Annotated in this window: 19 protein-coding genes; 11 read left to right on the top strand and 8 right to left on the bottom strand. The window is 65.6% G+C overall.

What is annotated here, in order from left to right:
- The first annotated feature begins 123 nt into the window (after positions 1–123).
- Positions 124–1,344, top strand: coding sequence for an EAL domain-containing protein (locus QCE69_RS29560; RefSeq protein ID WP_309925834.1), 1,221 nt, complete (start codon positions 124–126; stop codon positions 1,342–1,344).
- Positions 1,345–1,357: 13 nt separating this feature from the next.
- On the opposite strand, the gene pip is transcribed toward QCE69_RS29560, so the two are convergent.
- A complete protein-coding gene (pip, locus tag QCE69_RS29555; protein WP_309934503.1) occupies positions 1,358–2,332 on the bottom strand; it encodes a prolyl aminopeptidase in 975 nt (324 codons plus the stop codon).
- 170 nt (positions 2,333–2,502) lie between these two features.
- Between pip and QCE69_RS29550 the strand changes: the two genes are divergently transcribed.
- Positions 2,503–3,216: a lysophospholipid acyltransferase family protein gene (locus QCE69_RS29550; RefSeq protein WP_309819555.1), complete on the top strand. Its 714-nt coding sequence runs from the start codon at positions 2,503–2,505 to the stop codon at positions 3,214–3,216.
- A 7-nt stretch (positions 3,217–3,223) separates the two neighbouring features.
- Here the strand turns inward: QCE69_RS29550 and QCE69_RS29545 are convergent, their stop codons facing one another.
- A complete protein-coding gene (locus QCE69_RS29545) occupies positions 3,224–3,592 on the bottom strand; it encodes a response regulator (RefSeq protein ID WP_309925831.1) in 369 nt (122 codons plus the stop codon).
- A gap of 196 nt (positions 3,593–3,788) precedes the next feature.
- A complete protein-coding gene (gene pcaQ / locus QCE69_RS29540; RefSeq protein WP_309925830.1) occupies positions 3,789–4,727 on the bottom strand; it encodes a pca operon transcription factor PcaQ in 939 nt (312 codons plus the stop codon).
- Positions 4,728–4,843: 116 nt separating this feature from the next.
- Here pcaQ and pcaH point away from each other — a divergent pair, with 116 nt between their 5' ends.
- From pcaH to QCE69_RS29525, 3 genes are all read left to right on the top strand, one after another.
- Positions 4,844–5,545 carry a protocatechuate 3,4-dioxygenase subunit beta gene (pcaH, locus tag QCE69_RS29535; protein ID WP_309934501.1) on the top strand — a complete coding sequence of 234 codons (702 nt, stop codon included), beginning with the start codon at positions 4,844–4,846 and terminating at the stop codon, positions 5,543–5,545.
- A 5-nt stretch (positions 5,546–5,550) separates the two neighbouring features.
- Entirely contained in the window at positions 5,551–6,159 is a 609-nt protein-coding gene (pcaG, locus tag QCE69_RS29530) for a protocatechuate 3,4-dioxygenase subunit alpha (protein ID WP_309925829.1), read from the top strand.
- A gap of 86 nt (positions 6,160–6,245) precedes the next feature.
- Entirely contained in the window at positions 6,246–6,551 is a 306-nt protein-coding gene (locus QCE69_RS29525; RefSeq protein ID WP_309925828.1) for a DUF2288 domain-containing protein, read from the top strand.
- Between the two features lie 7 nt (positions 6,552–6,558).
- Here QCE69_RS29525 and QCE69_RS29520 read toward each other — a convergent pair whose 3' ends face one another.
- Positions 6,559–7,659 (bottom strand): AI-2E family transporter, encoded by a 1,101-nt coding sequence (locus QCE69_RS29520; RefSeq protein ID WP_309934500.1) that lies wholly within the window; start codon positions 7,657–7,659, stop codon positions 6,559–6,561.
- 169 nt (positions 7,660–7,828) lie between these two features.
- Here QCE69_RS29520 and QCE69_RS29515 point away from each other — a divergent pair, with 169 nt between their 5' ends.
- Entirely contained in the window at positions 7,829–8,371 is a 543-nt protein-coding gene (locus QCE69_RS29515; protein WP_309925825.1) for an OmpA family protein, read from the top strand.
- Between the two features lie 3 nt (positions 8,372–8,374).
- On the opposite strand, the gene QCE69_RS29510 is transcribed toward QCE69_RS29515, so the two are convergent.
- Genes QCE69_RS29510 through QCE69_RS29500 form a run of 3 tightly spaced genes read right to left on the bottom strand, consistent with a single transcriptional unit; the run spans position 8,375 to position 13,224 of the window.
- Entirely contained in the window at positions 8,375–10,372 is a 1,998-nt protein-coding gene (locus QCE69_RS29510; protein ID WP_309934499.1) for an acetyl/propionyl/methylcrotonyl-CoA carboxylase subunit alpha, read from the bottom strand.
- A gap of 53 nt (positions 10,373–10,425) precedes the next feature.
- Complete coding sequence (locus QCE69_RS29505; protein ID WP_309934497.1) at positions 10,426–12,033, bottom strand: carboxyl transferase domain-containing protein; 1,608 nt, start codon at positions 12,031–12,033, stop codon at positions 10,426–10,428.
- 9 nt (positions 12,034–12,042) lie between these two features.
- A complete protein-coding gene (locus tag QCE69_RS29500) occupies positions 12,043–13,224 on the bottom strand; it encodes an isovaleryl-CoA dehydrogenase (protein WP_309934496.1) in 1,182 nt (393 codons plus the stop codon).
- A 176-nt stretch (positions 13,225–13,400) separates the two neighbouring features.
- On the opposite strand from QCE69_RS29500, the gene QCE69_RS29495 reads away from it, so the two are divergent.
- Positions 13,401–14,132, top strand: coding sequence for a TetR/AcrR family transcriptional regulator (locus QCE69_RS29495; protein ID WP_309925815.1), 732 nt, complete (start codon positions 13,401–13,403; stop codon positions 14,130–14,132).
- Between the two features lie 4 nt (positions 14,133–14,136).
- Here QCE69_RS29495 and QCE69_RS29490 read toward each other — a convergent pair whose 3' ends face one another.
- Positions 14,137–15,033 (bottom strand): ferritin-like domain-containing protein, encoded by an 897-nt coding sequence (locus QCE69_RS29490; protein ID WP_309934494.1) that lies wholly within the window; start codon positions 15,031–15,033, stop codon positions 14,137–14,139.
- A 355-nt stretch (positions 15,034–15,388) separates the two neighbouring features.
- Between QCE69_RS29490 and QCE69_RS39595 the strand changes: the two genes are divergently transcribed.
- The 4 genes from QCE69_RS39595 (at position 15,389) to QCE69_RS29470 (ending at position 18,161) form a co-directional block, all read left to right on the top strand.
- Positions 15,389–15,544, top strand: coding sequence for a type II toxin-antitoxin system RelE/ParE family toxin (locus QCE69_RS39595; RefSeq protein WP_404987788.1), 156 nt, complete (start codon positions 15,389–15,391; stop codon positions 15,542–15,544).
- Between the two features lie 3 nt (positions 15,545–15,547).
- Positions 15,548–15,835: a helix-turn-helix transcriptional regulator gene (locus QCE69_RS29480; protein WP_309819528.1), complete on the top strand. Its 288-nt coding sequence runs from the start codon at positions 15,548–15,550 to the stop codon at positions 15,833–15,835.
- A 204-nt stretch (positions 15,836–16,039) separates the two neighbouring features.
- On the top strand, positions 16,040–16,834 hold the full coding sequence (locus tag QCE69_RS29475) for an ABC transporter substrate-binding protein (protein ID WP_309925808.1): 795 nt from the start codon (positions 16,040–16,042) through the stop codon (positions 16,832–16,834).
- 211 nt (positions 16,835–17,045) lie between these two features.
- The gene (locus tag QCE69_RS29470; RefSeq protein ID WP_309934493.1) at positions 17,046–18,161 is read left to right on the top strand and encodes a M14 family metallopeptidase; all 1,116 of its coding nucleotides are present in this window, start codon (positions 17,046–17,048) and stop codon (positions 18,159–18,161) included.
- Positions 18,162–18,166 lie beyond the last annotated feature (5 nt).

The following is an 18,166-nucleotide window of genomic DNA, read 5'->3' as shown; positions in this document are numbered from 1 at the left end:
ACGCGTGACTGCCGTGTTGTTCATCGACCTGTCTGCCATTTTCTGCGCTCGTCCGACGGCGCGCGCGTCCCTCGAGCCGAATACGGCCGTCGCGCAGGCGACGCCGGTCTCCGCCGTCTGAACGTGGCGACCGCACGGACGCAAATCGTCGACGGGATCACGCTGCGCACGCACCTGCAGCCGATCTACAGCCTGCCGCATCAGCGCGAGGTCGGCTACGAGGCGCTGCTGCGCGGCGATGCGGGCGATGGCGCGCTGATCGGCCCGTTCGATCTGTTCGGGCGGGCGATCGTCGCGGGCACGCTGACCGAACTCGACCGCATGAGCCACGTCACGCATCTGCGCAACGCCGCGCCGCTGCTGCCGCCCGCGCAATGGCTCTTCCTCAATATCAATCCGGCGACCTTCACCGATCCCGGCTATGCCGCACGGCTCGCCGCGGCCACGCGCGGCGCGGGTTTGGCGCCAGAGCGGCTCGTGATCGAAGTGCTCGAATCCGGCGGCACCGATGTCGTCGAAATCGCGCGCGCGACGCACGCGTTCCGTGCGCAGGGCTTCCTCGTCGCGGTCGATGACTTCGGCGCGGGCCATTCCAATATCGACCGGCTGCTCACGCTCAGGCCGGATATCGTCAAGCTCGACCGCAGCCTCGTGCGCGCGAAAAGCGCCCACATGCGCGACGCGCTGATGCCGAAGCTCGTCGATCTGCTGCATGAATCGGGCATGTTCGTCGTGGCGGAGGGCATCGAGACGGGCGAGGACCTGATGCTCGCCGCGCGCTCGAACGTCGACTTCGTGCAGGGCTATCTGTTCGGGCTGCCCGCCGCGCAACTCGCCGCACGCGGCGCGGCCACGCCGCTTTTCGAGGACGTCTTCGACCAGCTCGCCCACCTGCGCCGCGCCGAGCGGCTGGCGGGCGATCTGCTGGTGCTGCCGTATCGTGCGGGGCTGTTGCAGGCAGCCGAGCGCTTCGCCGCCGGCGCCGCGACGCACAGCGCCTGCGCCGAACTGCTCGCCCTGCCCTGCACCCTCAGTTGCTTCTTTCTGGATCAGGCGGGCCGCGAATTCACGCCGGGGCTGGCCGGTTCCGCCGCGAAGACGCCGAGCGAACGTTTCGCGCCGATCGCCGACCCGGCGACGGGCCGCTGGGACAACCGCCCGTATTTCGTCGATGCCCACGCCAACCCGCAGCAGGTCATTACCAGCGCGCCGTATCTCTCCGTGACGGGCACCTCGCTGTGCGTGACGCTGACCATCGCGACGCAACGCGCGTCGAAGCCCGTCGTGATCGGCGCGGATCTCGACTGGCGGCGTCTGATTGAAGACGCGCCCGCGATTCTCTGAGCCGCTCTCCTGCCTAGGCCTGCTTGACCGCGCCGGCAAGCGCTGCCGCGCCCGCGCGCAGCGCCGCCCCATTTCCGGTCTCGAAAGTCCAGTGCCCCGCCGCATCCACGATCGACAGGTGCGCGCCGGGCCAGTGAGACGCGAGCGCGCTCGCCTGGTCGGCCGGGCACACCATGTCGAAGCGCCCGTGCACGATCCGGCAAGGCAGATGCGCGATGCGCGCAACCTGCGGCAGCAGCGGCGCCGGCGGCAATTCGTGCGCCATGTAGTGGCGTTCGAGCAGGGCCATCGAGATTGCCGCGGCATTGGCTTCCGCGCTCGGCCGCTTCGCCTCGTCCGACGGTTCCTTCTCGGGCTTGTTCACGACCGACAGCGTGGTTTCGTAGCGGGTCCACGCACGCGCGAGCTGCGTACCGGCTTCGTCGAAACGCGCGAGCGGCGCCTCGGTCAATTGCAGGATCTCCGGCGCGCTGGCGGGCCGCTTGCCGCTGGCTGTCTCGATGGCGTCGAGAAAGGCGCGATGCGCATCGGGAAAGACGCGGCGCACGTCCCACAGGAACCAGTCGATGTCCTCACGCCGCGCCAAAAAGATGCCGCGCAGCAGGAAGCCGAGACAGCGCTCGGGATGCGCGACGCCGTAGGCCAGCGCGAGCGTCGTGCCCCACGAGCCGCCGAACAGCGCCCAGCGCTCGATCTGCAACGCCTCGCGCAGTTTTTCCATGTCGCCGACCAGCGCCTCGATGCCGTTGTGCTCCAGCTTGCCGAACGGCGTGGACTTGCCGCAGCCGCGCTGGTCGAAGAACACGACGCGCCACGCGTCCGGCTCCAGCACGTCCGCCCATTTGAGGTTCATCGCGCCACCGGGGCCGCCATGCACGACGAGCATCACCGGCGCGTCGCGCGGACCTTGTGCCCGCCAGTAGATCGAATGGCCGTCGCCCACTTCGAGCATGCCTTCGTCGAAATCCCTGGGCGCCTGATTTTCCATGAGCTCGCTTCCCTGCGTGATGGTTTGACCGGGGGTCCATTGTTGCATCGCTCGCGCGAGGCCGCTGGAGGCGTCGCCCGCCGCAGCCGCCCCGGCCAGGCCAGGCCAGGCCCGATACGCTATGCTTGCGGCTTGCTCCGCTGTCACCCTCCCGTCATCTTGTGAATCCGATGCGCCGCACCCTCGTCAAGTGGCTGTTCGCCACATATCTGCTCGGCAGCGGCATCGTCTGGTCGATCCTGATCCTGCCACTGTTTCCCTTCGTGGGCCGTAACGGGCGCTACCGGCTTGCAAGGCTCTGGTGCCGCGCGATGGTCACGATGATGCGCGTCATCACCGGCGTCACCTGTTCCATCGAAGGTCTGGAGCACCTGCCGGCCGGACCGTGCATCATCCTGTCGCGGCATGAATCGACCTGGGAAACGCTGTCCTTCATGGCGCTTTTCCCGCGCCGCATCAGCTTCGTGTTCAAGCACGAACTCATGAACATCCCGTTCTTCGGCTGGGTGCTGCGCGGGCTCGACATGGTGAGCCTCGATCGCGGCTCGATCCGCCAGGCTCACGGCGCGGTGACGCGCGAATCCGCCGTGCGGCTGAAGAAGGGCGACTCGGTGGTGATCTTCCCCGAAGGCACGCGCGTCGCGCACGATGCGCCGCTCAAGCTGGCCTCGGGCGGCGTGCGCCTCGCCTGCGCGGCGCGGGTGCCCGTCGTGCCGGTGGTCCACGATGCCGGCAAGGTATGGCCCGCGAAAGGCTGGCCGGACCGGGGCGGACATATCCGCGTGATCGTTACGCCGTGCCTGCCGCTCGACTGCGAGATCCCGCAGCAACTGAACCGGCTCGCGCAAACGCAGATGGACGAAGCGCTGGCGATCCTGCGCTAGCCATCCCTCAGTAAAGTGGCCGCTTCTTCGCGGCGCACAAGCGGTTGACAGCGGAAATGAGCGTTTCCATGTCGACGGGCTTGCGCAGGTAGCCGTCGTAGCTGACGAATGCGGGTGGATTCGGATGGCCCGAAATCATCAGGAAAGGGATATGCGAGAACGCCGTGTCGTTCTTCATCGTCTGGCACAGCAGCGCGCCGCCCAGGCCCGGCATCATCCAGTCCGAAACGACGATATCCACTTGCTGCTCGCCGAGTATCGTCAGGGCGCCATTGCCGTCGAACGCGCATAACACGGTGCAGTCCTCGCCCTCCATGCAGAGGGTCCAGGCTTCGATGGTGGCGGGGTCGTCGTCGACGAGCAGTACTGTCTTCATCTTGCGAACATGTTCGGGGTACGGTGCGGTCAAACGGTGGCAACCATGACGCGGGCGGAATCTGCTTCTGACCGTCGTGGCCCGCATTCGTTGCAGCCGCGCCGTTCCTCCACCCTATCGTCATAGTATTTCTTTCGCGCCAGATCTGCGCGGTAAATGCTCCTTAAGCAACTTGCGCGCCGCTCATGCCTTCCGGTCATTTGCTCCCGGCACGGCCCCTGCCCGCTTCCCGCAGCGCATCGACCAGCGTCTCCTCCACCGGCGTGCGCGCCGCGTCGTTGCGGCGGATCAGGCCGATCGGCTCGTCGGTGCCGGCGAACGGCATCGGCAAGGCGGCCAGCAGCCCGAGCGCGATGTCCTGCTCCACCGCGCCCGCAGGTACGAACCAGACGGCATCGTTGTTCAGCGCGAGCGAACGTCCAAGCGACACCGACAGCGTCTCGACCAGCGCCGTCAGCGCATGCGCGCCGAACGCGGTCAGCACGCTTTCAGCCGACTGACGAATCAGCGTGCCGAACGGCGGCACGACGATGGCAAAGCGCGCCAGCAGCGCGGGCGTCAACGGCGTTTCCAGCGTAAGCGGATGTTCGCGCCTTACCACCACCGCCAGTGGTTCCCGATAAATCTGCTCGAATGACAGCCCGTGCATGGCCTCCGGCTCGGACAGCCGGCCGACCACCAGATCCACCTCGCCCGCCTTGAGCTTTTCCAGCAGCAGCGCATTCGAATCTGTCCAGACGGACAGCGACACCGCCGGCCACTGCTGCCGGAACGACAGCAGCGCCGGCGACAGCAGCACGGGCGCGACCGTCGGCAGGATGCCGATGGAGATGGAACCGGGCACGTCGCCGCGCTCGCGCAGCAGCATGTCGACGCCTTCCCGCAGCGACGCCACGCACGCGCTCGCATGCGGCGCGAAGAGGCGCCCTTCGCGGGTCGGAACCGCGCCGCGCCGGCCGCGCTCGAACAGACGCACGCCCAGCATCGATTCCAGTTCCCCGATGGTCTTCGACACCGCCGGCTGGGTGATCGACAGACTGTCGGCCGCGCGCTGCACGCTGCCGAGCTGCGTGACGGCCAGGAAACACTGCAGATGCCGGAACTTGACGCGGGTGTTGGTGAAGTCGGTATCCATGAGGATTGGTTATGCAAGATGGCACGAAACATCATTTTCCATAACTTGCGTCGTTCTATAAAGTACTTGTCAGAAACACCGGGTTCGGACCTCACAAAATTCAAGGAGACAGTCGAATGACCTCCCCCATCCTCACGCCGCGCGACTGGGAATCCCATCCGCCGTATCTGTCGCCGGGCTACAAGTCGTCGGTGCTGCGCAGCCCCGGGCTGCCGCTTATCCCGCTGAAGGAAAACCTGCGCAATCGCCGCGTGCCGGTCTACGGCGCCGACGATCTGGGCGTGCTCGACGCCGACCTCACCCGCAACGCCGCGAAGAACGGCGCGCCGCTGGGCGAGCGCATCGTGGTGACGGGCCGCGTGCTCGACGAGGGCGGCCGCCCCGTGCGCAACACGCTGGTGGAAGTGTGGCAGGCGAACGCGGCGGGCCGCTACGTGCACAAGGCGGATCAGCACGACGCGCCGCTCGACCCGAACTTTCTCGGCGCGGGCCGCTGCCTGACCGACGACGAAGGCCGCTACCGCTTCATGACGATCAAGCCCGGCGCGTATCCGTGGGGCAATCACACGAACGCATGGCGCCCGAACCATATCCACTTCTCGCTGTTCGGCGAGTATTTCGGTTCGCGTCTCGTCACGCAGATGTACTTCCCCGGTGACCCGCTGCTGGAACTGGACCCGATCTTCCAGGGCATCCCCGAACAGGCGCGCAACCGTCTCGTGTCGCGCTTTTCCATCGACACCACGCAGGAAGGCTACGCGCTCGGCTACGAATTCGACATCGTGCTGCGCGGCCCCGACCAGACGCCGGCGGAGTGAACCCCATGACCACGCTCAAGCAAACCCCTTCGCAGACCGTCGGTCCGTACTTCGCCTACGGCCTGGTTCCCGAGCAGTACAACTTCGACCTGAAGAGCCTGTTCACCGCATCGGCGGCGGACCGTGAGGTGCCGGGCGAACATATCGCCGTGGTCGGCAATGTGTTCGACGCCGAAGGCAAACCCGTCAACGACGCGCTGCTCGAAGTCGCCCAGGCCGATGCCTCGGGCCGCTATGTGCAGAGCGTGCAGGAAGCGCGCGAGTCGGGCTTTCGCGGCTTTGCCCGCGTCGGCACGGGCACGGATCCGAAGCTGCGCTTCATCGTCGATACGGTGAAGCCCGGCAAGACCGCTGACGATTCCGCGCCGCATCTGGACGTGATCGTGCTGATGCGCGGCATGCTGCTGCATACCTACACGCGCATCTATTTCGAGGACGAAGCCGAAGCCAACGCGAAGGACGCGGTGCTGCAGAGCGTTCCGGCCGAGCGCCGGCATACGCTGATTGCGAAGCGCGAGACGGGTCCGGCGGCGAAGCCGGGATCGTCGGGCAGCATCTATCGCTTCGACGTCCATCTGCGCGGGCCGAACGAGACGGTGTTCTTCGACCTGTAAGACACGCGCGGCAGAAGTCAGAACAGAAGGCGTCCGGCACTGCGCTATAGTGTCGGACGCCTTTCGTTTTCTCCCCGCCTCACATCATGTCCGACGCTTCCACGCCCAGCCCGCTCTACGCCCGGCTCCTCGGTGAAACCGCCCAGATCGGCTGGTCCGAACTCGAACGCTTCTTCGCGCAGGGCAAGCTCATCTGGGTCAAGGGCGATCTCGATCTGGTGAGCGTCGCGGAAGCCGTTGCCAATGACGACACCCGCCAGGTCACGCAATGGCTCTCGGCCGGGCTCGTCGAGCGCATGCAGGCCGAAACCGCCGCCGATCTCGCCGCGCGCGACCCCGAATTGTGGGCGGTAGTGACGTCGCCGTGGGTCTGCGTGCAGGAACGCGGCTGAGGCCCGGTCACGCGCGCGGACCGCTGCGCCGCTCCACGACGTAATCGGTCCACAGCACGACGAGGATCGTCATCAGCGCCGGGCCGATGAACAGGCCGATGAGTCCGAAAGTCTCCGCGCCGCCGAGAATCCCGAACAGCACCAGCAGGAACGGCAGCCGCGCCGAGCCGCCGATCAGCACCGGCCGCACGAAGTGCTCCGCCACGAACACGACGATCAGCCCGAACACGGCGACGCAGATGGCCGCGACCGTCGAGCCCTGCGCGAGCAGCCACAGCGCCGAGCCAAGAAAGACGATCGGCGCGCAGAACGGCAGCATCGCCGCGACGGCGGTGAGCATGCCGAGCAGGCTCGCGTGCGGCACGCCTGTGACAATGTACGCGACGCCGAGCAGCGCGCCCTCGCCCAGCCCCACGACCACCAGCCCGACCACCGTGCTGCGCACCGATTCGGCCATGCGCCGCACGATCGCCGCGCCATCGGCGCCGAATGCGCGGCGCGAGCCCGCGAGCAACTGCTGCCCGAGCTTCGATCCCGCCTGGAATACGAAGAACAGCGTCATCAGCATGAAGCCGAAGATGAAGAAACCATGCACCACGCGCCCGCCGAAGTGACGGGTCATCGCGACCACGGTGGCGCTGTGCAGGTTCTTGACGGCGGGCGAGGCATCGAGCGGCGTCGCGAGATTCGCCTGCCACCAGCGCGAGATCTGCGCGCTCATCGGCAGATGATCGACGAAGGCGGGCATCGGGAAGCCGGTGCGCAGGACATCGTGGAACCAGTGCAGCATGTCGTGCGCTTCATTGATGGTCTGCGCCGCGACGATGAAGAACGGCACCACGAACAACAGGCCGATGGCCGCCGTCAGGCACACCGCAAGCACGATGTGATGGTGCTTGAAGAACGGCTTGCGTTCGAGCCAGCCGAGGGCCGGCCAGAGCGCGATGGCGATCACGGCCGCCCACACGACCGCCGGGATGAAGGTGCGCGCGGTGTACAGCGCCACCAGCACGAGAACCGCGTACAGCACCGCCGAAGCCGTGCGCTGCATCTTGAAGGTGCGTCCGGATGGATCCGGCGTCGAGTCGTTGCGCGGCGGGATGGGCATGAAAACGGGGGCCTCGTGAGGGTGCGGATAAGCAAGCAAAAATCGGAAGCAAAAATCGTCCCCGTTCATTGTAATCACGCATGCCCGGGCGCGTGCCGACGCCCCCTTTGCGGGACGGCGCGCCGCTCTCCCTATAATCGAAGCTCCGCATCGATGCAGGGAAGGTTCAATGACGGGAAAGACCGCACAGGGAATGACGCTGCGGGCCACGGCTTCGGCATGCGTGGCGCTCGCGCTGCTGGCCGGTTGTTCGACCAAGCTCAACCGCTCGAAGGAAGACGAGGTCAATGCACGCTATGGCATCACGACGCTTGCCGTGAAGGGTGGCGTCGAAATCCGGCTGCCCGAGGCGCCGCTGTTCGACACCGACGAAGTCGACATTCGCGCGGGACAGTCGCCGATGCTGGATCGGGTCGCCGTCGTGCTGAAGCGCAGCATGCGGCCTGTGCTGATCGAAGGACACACCGACAACCAGGGCTCGCTCGGCTACAACCGCAACCTGTCCGAAGCGCGCGCGCAGGCGGTGGCGCAGGCGCTGATCCAGCGCGGCGTGCCGGCCCAGCGCATCACGACCAAGGGCGCGGCCTGGCTGCGGCCGATCGCCAGCAACGACACCGCGCAAGGCCGCGCGCTGAACCGGCGCGTGGAAATCCTGGTGCGCACCGAAAGCGAAAGCACGCTGCTCGGCACGCCCACCCGGGGCCGGCGCTAGCTTTCAGGCGGCCTGCGCGGCTTCCAGCACGAGCAGCTGCGAGCCGTCGGCAACCTGATCGCCCACCGCGAACAGAATCTCGCCGATCGTGCCCGGCCCCGGCGCGACGATGGTGTGCTCCATCTTCATCGCTTCCATGACCATCAGCGGCGCGCCCTTCTGCACCAGCGCGCCCGGTTCCACCAGCACGGCGATCACCTTGCCCGGCATCGGCGCGGTGAGGCGACCTTCCTGCTCGACATCGCCGGCGTGGGCCATCAGGTTCTGCCACTCGAACTGCATCGCCGCGCCTTCGTGGAAGACGTGGAACAGATCGCCGTCGGTGAAGACGTGACCTTTGATGAGCGCGTCGTCCAGTTGCACCGCGAACGAGGTCTCGCCGCTATGCGACCAGTCGAAGCGCGCCTGCTCGCCGTTGAGTTGCAGACGCTTGTCGCCGGCTTTCGTGAAGATCACCTTCAGCGTTTCGTCCGTGTCCGCCGCGCGCCAGTTCAGATCCTGGCTGTAGCCGCCCGCCATGCGCCAGTGCGACAGCGCATCCCACGGCGAGTGACCATGCGCCTCGCCGCCCTCGCGCGTGAGGAGTGCCGCGCAGGCGAGCGCCAGCGCATGCTTGCGCGATACCTTCGACGGCGCGAACAGCGCGTCGTGATGCCGCTCGATCAGCCCCGTGTCCAGCTCCCCCGTGCTGAACGGCTCGCTCTGCACGATGCGCAGCAGGAATTCGACATTGGTCGACAGCCCGACGATCTCGCATTGCGCCAGCGCGCGCCCCATGCGGGCGAGCGCGTCGCGGCGGTCGCGGCCATGCACGATGAGCTTCGCGATCATCGGGTCGTAGAACGGCGTGATCGCATCGCCGCGACGTACGCCGCTGTCCACGCGCACGTCGCCGTCGATGGAAAATTCCACCGCGTGCGGCATGCTCAGATGCTTGAGCGTGCCCGTCGACGGCAGGAAGCCGAGCGACGGATTCTCCGCGTAGATGCGCGCCTCGATGGCGTGTCCGTGTACCTTCAGTTGATCCTGGCCGAGCGGCAACGGCTCGCCCGCCGCCACGCGCAACTGCCATTCGACGAGGTCCAGTCCGGTCACCATCTCGGTCACCGGATGTTCCACTTGCAGGCGCGTGTTCATCTCCATGAAGTAGAACTGGCCGTCCTGCGTCATGATGAACTCGACCGTGCCCGCGCCGACGTAATCCACCGCGCGCGCCGCCGCAACGGCGGCTTCGCCCATCGCGCGGCGGGTTTCATCGGCGAGACCCGGCGCCGGCGCTTCTTCCAGCACTTTCTGGTGGCGGCGCTGCACGGAGCAATCGCGGTCGAACAGATAGACCGCGTGACCATGCTGGTCCGCGAACACCTGCACTTCGACGTGCCGCGGACGTTGCAGATACTTCTCGATCAGCACGCGGTCGTTGCCGAAACTCGAGGCCGCCTCGCGCTTGCACGAGGCCAGCGCCGCCGCGAAATCCTCGCTGCGTTCGACCACGCGCATGCCCTTGCCGCCGCCGCCCGCACTCGCTTTCAGCAGCACCGGATAACCGATGCCGTCGGCCTCGCGCTGCAACAGCGCGGGATCCTGGTCGTCGCCGTGATAGCCCGGCACGAGCGGCACCGCAGCGGACTGCATCAGCGCCTTGGCGGCGGCCTTGGAACCCATCGCGCGGATCGCATCGACGGGCGGTCCGATGAACACCAGCCCCGCCTTCTCGCAGGCGTTGGCGAAGTCCTCGTTTTCCGAGAGAAAGCCATAGCCCGGATGAATGGCCTGCGCGCCGGTCGCCAGCGCGGCCGCGACGATGCGCTCGATGCGCAGATAACTCTCCGATGCCGCCGCGCCGCCCACGTGCACGGCTTCGTCGCAGACAGCGACATGCTTGGCCTTCGCGTCCGCATCCGAATACACGGCGACGCTGCCGATGTTCATCCGCTTGGCGGTCGCCGCGACACGGCAGGCGATCTCGCCACGATTTGCAATCAGTATCTTGTTGAACATGTCTTTGCTCTGCAGAGGACAGGAGTAAGGCGCTAAAGCGCCAACTCCTGTCGTCACATCCGGAATACGCCGAAGCGCGTGTCTTCGATGGGCGCGTTCAGCGTCGCGGCCAACCCGAGGCCCAGCACGTCGCGCGTCTGCGCGGGATCGATCACGCCGTCGTCCCACAGACGCGCGCTCGCATAGTACGGATGGCCTTGCACTTCGTATTGATCGCGGATCGGCGCCTTGAACGCCTCTTCCTCTTCCTTCGACCACGCGCCGCCCTTCTTCTCGATGCCGTCGCGCCGCACCGTGGCGAGCACCGACGCCGCCTGTTCGCCGCCCATCACCGAGATGCGCGCGTTCGGCCACATCCACAGAAAGCGCGGCGAATACGCGCGGCCGCACATGCCGTAGTTGCCCGCGCCGAACGAGCCGCCGATGATGATCGTGAACTTCGGCACCTTCGCCGTGGCGACGGCCGTCACCATCTTCGCGCCGTTGCGTGCGATGCCTTCGTTCTCGTACTTGCGGCCGACCATGAAGCCGGTGATGTTCTGCAGGAACACGAGCGGAATCTTGCGCTGCGCGCACAGTTCGATGAAATGCGCGCCCTTCAGCGCGGACTCGCTGAACAGAATGCCGTTGTTCGCGACGATGCCCACCGGATGCCCCCACACATGCGCGAAGCCGCAGACGAGCGTGGTGCCGTAACGGGCCTTGAATTCGTCGAAGGCGGAGTCGTCGACGATGCGCGCGATCACTTCGCGCACGTCGAAGGGCTTGCGGGTGTCGGCGGGAATCACGCCGTAGACGCTCTGCGGGTCGTAGCGCGGCGGCAGCGGATCCTTCAGCGCCAGCGTAGGCGTCTTCACGCGGTTCAGATTGCCGACGATGCTGCGCGCAATGCCGAGCGCATGTGCATCGTTCTGCGCGAGATGATCCACGACGCCCGACAGACGCGTATGGACATCGCCGCCGCCGAGATCCTCGGCGCTCACTTCCTCGCCGGTCGCGGCCTTCACGAGCGGCGGGCCGCCCAGAAAAATCGTGCCCTGGTTCTTCACGATGATCGATTCATCCGACATCGCGGGTACGTAGGCGCCGCCCGCGGTGCACGAACCCATGACCACCGCGATCTGCGCAATGCCTTGCGCCGACAGGTTCGCCTGGTTGTAGAAGATGCGGCCGAAGTGATCGCGGTCGGGAAACACGTCGTCCTGATTCGGCAGGTTCGCGCCGCCCGAATCGACCAGATAGACACACGGCAGCCGGTTCTGCTCGGCGATTTCCTGCGCGCGCAAATGCTTCTTCACCGTGACGGGATAGTAGGTGCCGCCCTTTACGGTGGCGTCGTTGCACACGATCACGCATTCCTGCCCCGCGATGCGTCCGATGCCCGTGATGATCCCCGCGCCCGGCGCTTCGTCGTTGTACATGCCGTACGCGGCCAGTTGCGACAGCTCCAGGAACGGCGTGCCCGGATCGAGCAACTGCGCGATGCGGTCGCGCGGCAGCAGCTTGTTGCGTGATACGTGGCGGTCGCGCGCGGCCTGCCCGCCGCCTTCCGCGAGTTTCGCGACCTTCTGCTTCAGATCGGCGACGAGCGCTTCGAGCGCCTGCACATTGGCGCGGAACTCCTCGCCGCGCGGATTCAGCTTCGATTCGATGATCGTCATGTCGCGCCCTCAAGCCGTCTCGGCGAACAGTTCGCGGCCGATCAGCATGCGGCGGATCTCGCTCGTGCCCGCGCCGATTTCATACAGCTTGGCGTCACGCCACAGACGGCCCACCGGATACTCGTTGATGTAGCCGTTGCCGCCGAGGACCTGGATGGCTTCGCCGGCCATCCACGTGGCTTTTTCGGCGGTGTAGAGGATCACGCCCGCGCAGTCCTTGCGCACCTGGCGCACGTGGCCGGCGCCGAGCGTGTCGAGCTGGCGGCCGACCGCGTAGAGATACGCGCGGCACGCCTGCAACGTGGAATACATGTCGGCGACCTTGCCCTGGATCAGCTGGAATTCGCCGATGGCCTGGCCGAACTGCTTGCGATCGTGGATATACGGCACCACCGCGTCCATGCACGCAAGCATGATGCCGGTCGGGCCGCCCGCGAGCACGGCACGTTCGTAGTCGAGGCCGCTCATCAGCACCTTGGTGCCGCCGTTCAGCTGCCCGAGGATGTTTTCCTTCGGCACTTCCACGTTCTCGAACACGAGTTCGCCGGTATGCGAGCCGCGCATGCCCAGCTTGTCGAGCTTCTGCGCGACCGAGAACCCCTTCATGCCCTTCTCGACGATGAACGCCGTGATGCCGCGCGCGCCCGCTTCGATGTCGGTCTTCGCGTAGACGACCAGCGTGTCGCAGTCGGGGCCGTTGGTGATCCACATCTTCGTGCCGTTGAGCACGTAGTGGTCGCCCTTCTCTTCGGCGCGCAGCTTCATGCTGACGACGTCCGATCCCGCGTTCGGCTCGCTCATCGCGAGTGCGCCGATATGCTCGCCGGAAACGAGCTTCGGCAGGTACTTCTGCTTCTGCGCCTCGGTGCCGTTGCGATGAATCTGGTTCACGCACAGATTCGAATGCGCGCCGTACGACAAGCCCACCGACGCCGACGCCCGCGAGATTTCCTCCATGGCCACCATGTGGGCGACGTAGCCCATATTCGCGCCGCCGTATTCCTCGGACACCGTCATGCCGAGCACGCCCAGGTCGCCGAATTTCTTCCAGAGGTCCATCGGGAACTGATCCGAATGGTCGATTTCGCCGGCGCGCGGGGCGATTTCCTTCGCCGCGAAATGGGCGAGCGAATCGCGCAGCATGTCGATGTCTTCGCCCAACGCGAAATTCAGACCGGGCAGGTTGCTCATGAAGCGTCTCCTCGTGAATACGGATGTTTTCGGCGGCTACCGCGTGTTGAGTCTGGCTCACACCACGCCGGTAACCGCTGGATTGGGCAATTTCACGCTCAAATTGGCTGGCCGTCAATAGGTTTTTGAGCTACGCTCACATTTATTCGAGACGTTTCCAGGGCTGCATTCCGATCATGTCGACGCATACCACCGCTTCCGGCCGCCGCGCGCCCGCCGGCATCAAGTCGCAGCAGCGCGTGAAGGAGATTCTCCAGGCCGGCCGCGAAGTCTTCGCCGAGAAGGGTTACGACGCCGCAACCAGCGCGGAGATCGCGCAGCGCGCGGGCATCTCCGAAGCCACGGTCTTCAGCTATTTCAGCGGCAAGCGGGATTTGTGCGCGCGCGTGATCGCCGACTGGTACGACGAGATCATCGATGCCTTCGAAACCGGCCTGCCGCGCGACGGCACGGTGCATCAGCAGTTTGCGTTCATCGTCAGGACGCACATGCGGCTCATGCTGATGAACGGCACCGGGCTCTGCTCGCTGGTGCTGTCGGAGGGCCGCACCAAGCAGCACGATCTGTCGGACGCGCTCACGGAATTGCAGCGCCGCTACACCGCGCCGCTGATGGACGTGCTCGCGCACGGCCAGGCGCTCGGCCACGTGCGCAGCGACGTGCCGCTGCGGCTGTTGCGCTCGCTCGTGTTCGGCCCGATGGAGCACGTTCTGTGGGATGCGACGCTCGCGAAGCGGCGCTTGAGTCAGGCTCAGATCGAGACGACGGCGAACGAACTCGTGGACGTCCTGTGGGCGGCGCTGCAGCCGCCGGACACGCAGGTGGCCGCGCTGGTGCGCTTCCGGCAGGAGGTCGAGGAAGCCTCGCGGCGCTTCGATGCGTCAGCGAAGCGGAAACAGGAAGAATGAGGCCTTATTTGCGGATGAAGCGCAGCGCGAGGCGCGCGAGCTTCGGCACGGTGACGGGGCGCAGGAGCCGCGCGTCGTAACCGCCCATGCGGCGGTCGTTCTCTTTCAGACACGTTTCGATCAGCGCGCGCACCGAAACATCGCCCGCCACCGAATCGCCGACATTCGCCGGGAAATTCGCGTCCTGCGCGGCGCCGCTCGTATCAAAGCCGCGCGCGAGGGAAATGCGGTCGCGGATCAGCGAGACCCACACGGTCGCGGTCTTCGCCAGGAACCACGGCTTGCGATACCACGGCAGGCTGCGCCGGTACCACGCCACCCAGTTGGCGAAGAACAAGATATGACGCGCTTCTTCCTGGATCACCGGCTCGAAGGTTTCGACCAGCGCTTCGGGAAAGTAGCCCGATTGCCGCGCCGCCTCGAACAGCCCGAACGCGAAGAAACTGTCGATGCATTCGCTGTAGCCGGTCAGCATCCAGGCGCGTAAAGGATCGGCGGGGGCGGGATATGGCGGTTCCGGCGCGAGTTCGATGCCATACGCCTCCACCAGCTTCGACAACACCAGCTTGTGACGCGCCTCCTCGCCGCCGTTCATGCGCAGCGCCTCGCGCAGATGCGCGTCGGCAACCGTGGCCGCGTAGGTGGCGACGCGAATCGATGCGCGCCCTTCCGTCTGCACCGCGATATCCCAGATGGGCAGCGAGGTCACGCGCTTCAGCGCGGCGGGTTCGAGCGGCGGCCAGTCGATGACGGCGGGCTTGTACGGGTTGTGCGTCGTGAGGAGCATCTCGCAGAACATGCGCTTGTGCAGGTCCGAACCGATCGGGATTTTCCCAGTGGACCGGTAGGTCCAGTGGCGCATCGCATGATCTGCTTCGACTGGGTTGAGCGTGTCGGACATATTCGAAGATTGGTCTCGGCCCGGGTACGTCCTGCGGAGTTTGGCACACGGAACGCAAACATGCAGCAAGTGCACGCAGAGCCGCGAAATCCTTCCCAAGTCACGCCAATTCGAAGCAACTCGGACAACACACGCCGACGACCAAATTTCACATTGCCCAAGCCTCAAAAATATACATATACTTGTATATTGTAGGGATGAAAACCTTACGCTTCGTCGGTACAACATTGGAGGATCTGCGCAAATTTCCCTTGGAAGCGCGCCGCCACACCGGATTCCAGCTGGACGCCGTGCAGCGTGGCCTGATGCCGGATGACTTCAAACCCATGCCAACAGTCGGCGCGGGGGCGTATGAATCCGCATTCATGTCGAGGGAGAGTGGCGAGTACTTTACGTCGCGAAGTTCAGCGACGCAGTCTATGTGCTTCACGCGTTCCAAAAGAAGACCCAAAAAACGCGACACGAAGGTATTGAACTGGCGGCTCGCCGCTATCGGCTGATTGGAGGCTGAATCATGAACGAACCCATTGTAGATTCGAGCGGAAACGTCTTCGCCGACCTCGGCTTTCCCGAGGAAGAGGCTCTCCTGCTCAGTCTCCGCGCCGACCTGATGGCTTCGTTGCGTCAGGTGATCGAAGCCCGCGGCTGGACCCAGGCACAGGCTGCTCAGGCGCTCGGCATCACCCAGCCGCGTGTTTCCGACCTAAACCGAAGCAAGTGGGACAAGTTCAGCCTCGACATGCTGCTGGCACTGGCCGTGCGCGTCGGGTTGCATCCGCACATCGAGTTGAAGGCCGCATGAAGCACCTTCCTCACACCGCAAGGCTTCGAAGACCCGCTATCGGGGCTTTCACTAGCTCCCCAACATTTTTGGCTTGGTAACCTTCTGCCGATTCTGAGCGGACACGATCCGCGGAATGCACCTGATCCGGCGCCCCAACCATGCGCCGGTCGCCTGGAAACGAGACCTTCCGGGTAGAACCGACCACCTTCTGGAGTTACAACAGTGAAGAAACTGCTCGCGGCACTGACGATGTCCCTTCTCGCCGCCACGTCGCTCACCGCCGTCACCGCCGCGCAGGCGAAGGACTATTCGACGATCCGCTTCGGTGTCGACGCCAGCTATCCCCCGTTCGAATCCAAGGGTTCCGACGGCAAGCTGGTCGGTTTCGATATCGATCTCGGCAACGAGATCTGCTCGCGCCTCAAGGCGAAATGCGTGTGGGTCGAGAATGACTTCGACGGCATGATCCCCGCCCTCAAGGCGAAGAAGTTCGACGGCGTGCTCTCGTCGATGTCGATGACCCCGCAACGCGCCGAGCAGATCGCCTTCTCGAGCAAGCTGTTCAACACGCCCACGCGACTGGTCGCGAAGAAAGGCAGCAACATCCTGCCGACGGCCGAAAGCCTGAAGGGCAAGAACGTCGGCGTGGAACAAGGCACGATCCAGGAAACCTACGCGAAGACCTACTGGGCGCCGAAGGGCGTGACGGTCACGCCGTACCAGAACCAGGATCAGGTCTACGCCGACCTGACGTCGGGCCGCCTCGACGCCGCGCTGCAGGACGCCGTGCAGGCCGAAATCGGCTTCCTGAAGACGCCGCGCGGCGCGGGCTTCGACTTCGCGGGCAAGGACCTCGACGATCCGAAGACGCTCGGCAACGGCGCCGGCATCGGCCTGCGCAAGGAAGACACCGACCTGAAGACCAAGATCGACAAGGCCATCGCCGACATCATCAAGGACGGCACCTACAAGAAGATCGAGAAGAAGTACTTCGACTTCGACGTGTACGGCAGCTAAGCCGCCTCGCCTTCCCTAAAACGGGCTCCGCGCCGCAAGGCACGGAGCCCGTTTCGTTTGCGTCATCCCTTGCGGACGCCGCCGTCCGGGCGCCCGCCGCAGTGATTTCGGCTAAGATCGAACGTCCGGTAAGACGCCAGCGGAAGGAGACACCGCGGCGCCCCGCAACTATCCGAGGCAAGAAGCACGCATTCGCGTGCGCGCGACCCCTATGCAAACCCGAACCCACTCCCTGATCTCGCCGTCCCTCGGCACCACCCGCACCATCACCAGCTTCCACTATGGTCCCGGCGGCGGCCAGAAGATCTACATCCAGTCCTCGCTGCACGCGGACGAGCTGCCCGGCATGCTGGTCGCATGGCGTCTGCGCCGCCAGCTGGCCGAATTCGAAGCCGCCGGCAAGCTGCGCGGCGAAGTGGTGATCGTGCCGGTGCCGAATCCGATTGGCCTGTCCCAGCATCTGCATGGCACGCTGATGGGCCGTTTCGAAACCAACAGCGGCCACAACTTCAACCGCAATTTCCACGATCTCGCCGCGTTGATCGCGCCGCGCATCGAGGCGCGTCTCGGCCCGGACGCGGAGGCCAACAAGCTGGCCGTGCGCGCCGCCATGCAGGAAGCGCTCGACGAGCAGACGCCGCACACCGAACTCGAATCGCAACGTCTGGCGTTGCAGAAGCTGTCCTTCGACGCCGATGTCGTGCTCGACCTGCACTGCGACCTCGACGCCGCGCTGCATCTCTACACCAATCCGGACATCTGGGAAGAAGTGGAGCCGCTCGCGCGCTATCTCGACGCCCGCGCGTCGCTGCTCGCGCTGAATTCGGTGGGCAATCCGTTCGATGAGATCCACAGCTTCTGCTGGTCCGATCTGCGCCAGCGTTACGGCGAGCGCTTCCCGATTCCGAACGGCGGCGTGTCGGTGACGGTGGAGCTGCGCAGCCAGCACGACGTGTCCTACGAACTCGCGGACAAGGACGCGCAGGCCATCGTCAATTACCTGATCCGGCGCGGCGTGATCGACGCCCCAGTGCCCGAGCTGCCGCCGCTCGCTTATCCGGCCACGCCGCTTGCGGGCGCGGAGCCGATCGTCACGCCGATGTCGGGCATCCTGGTGTTCCGCGCGCCGGTGGGCGAGTACATCGAGGCGGGCGCGCCGGTCGCCGATATCATCGATCCGCTGACCGACACCGTGACCACGCTCAAGTGCACGACCTCGGGCGTCATGTACGCACGCCACATCGTGCGCTTCGCGACGGCCGGTCTCGAAGTGGCGCGCATCGCGGGCGCGAAGGCGTATCGGACCGGGTCGCTGCTGTCCGCCTGAGCCGC

This window comes from Caballeronia sp. LZ032, from assembly GCF_031451315.1.
In the GTDB taxonomy this organism is placed as follows: Bacteria; Pseudomonadota; Gammaproteobacteria; order Burkholderiales; family Burkholderiaceae; genus Caballeronia.
Note: the sequence above shows the minus strand (reverse complement) of the source record. Positions and strands in the feature narration are given on the sequence as shown.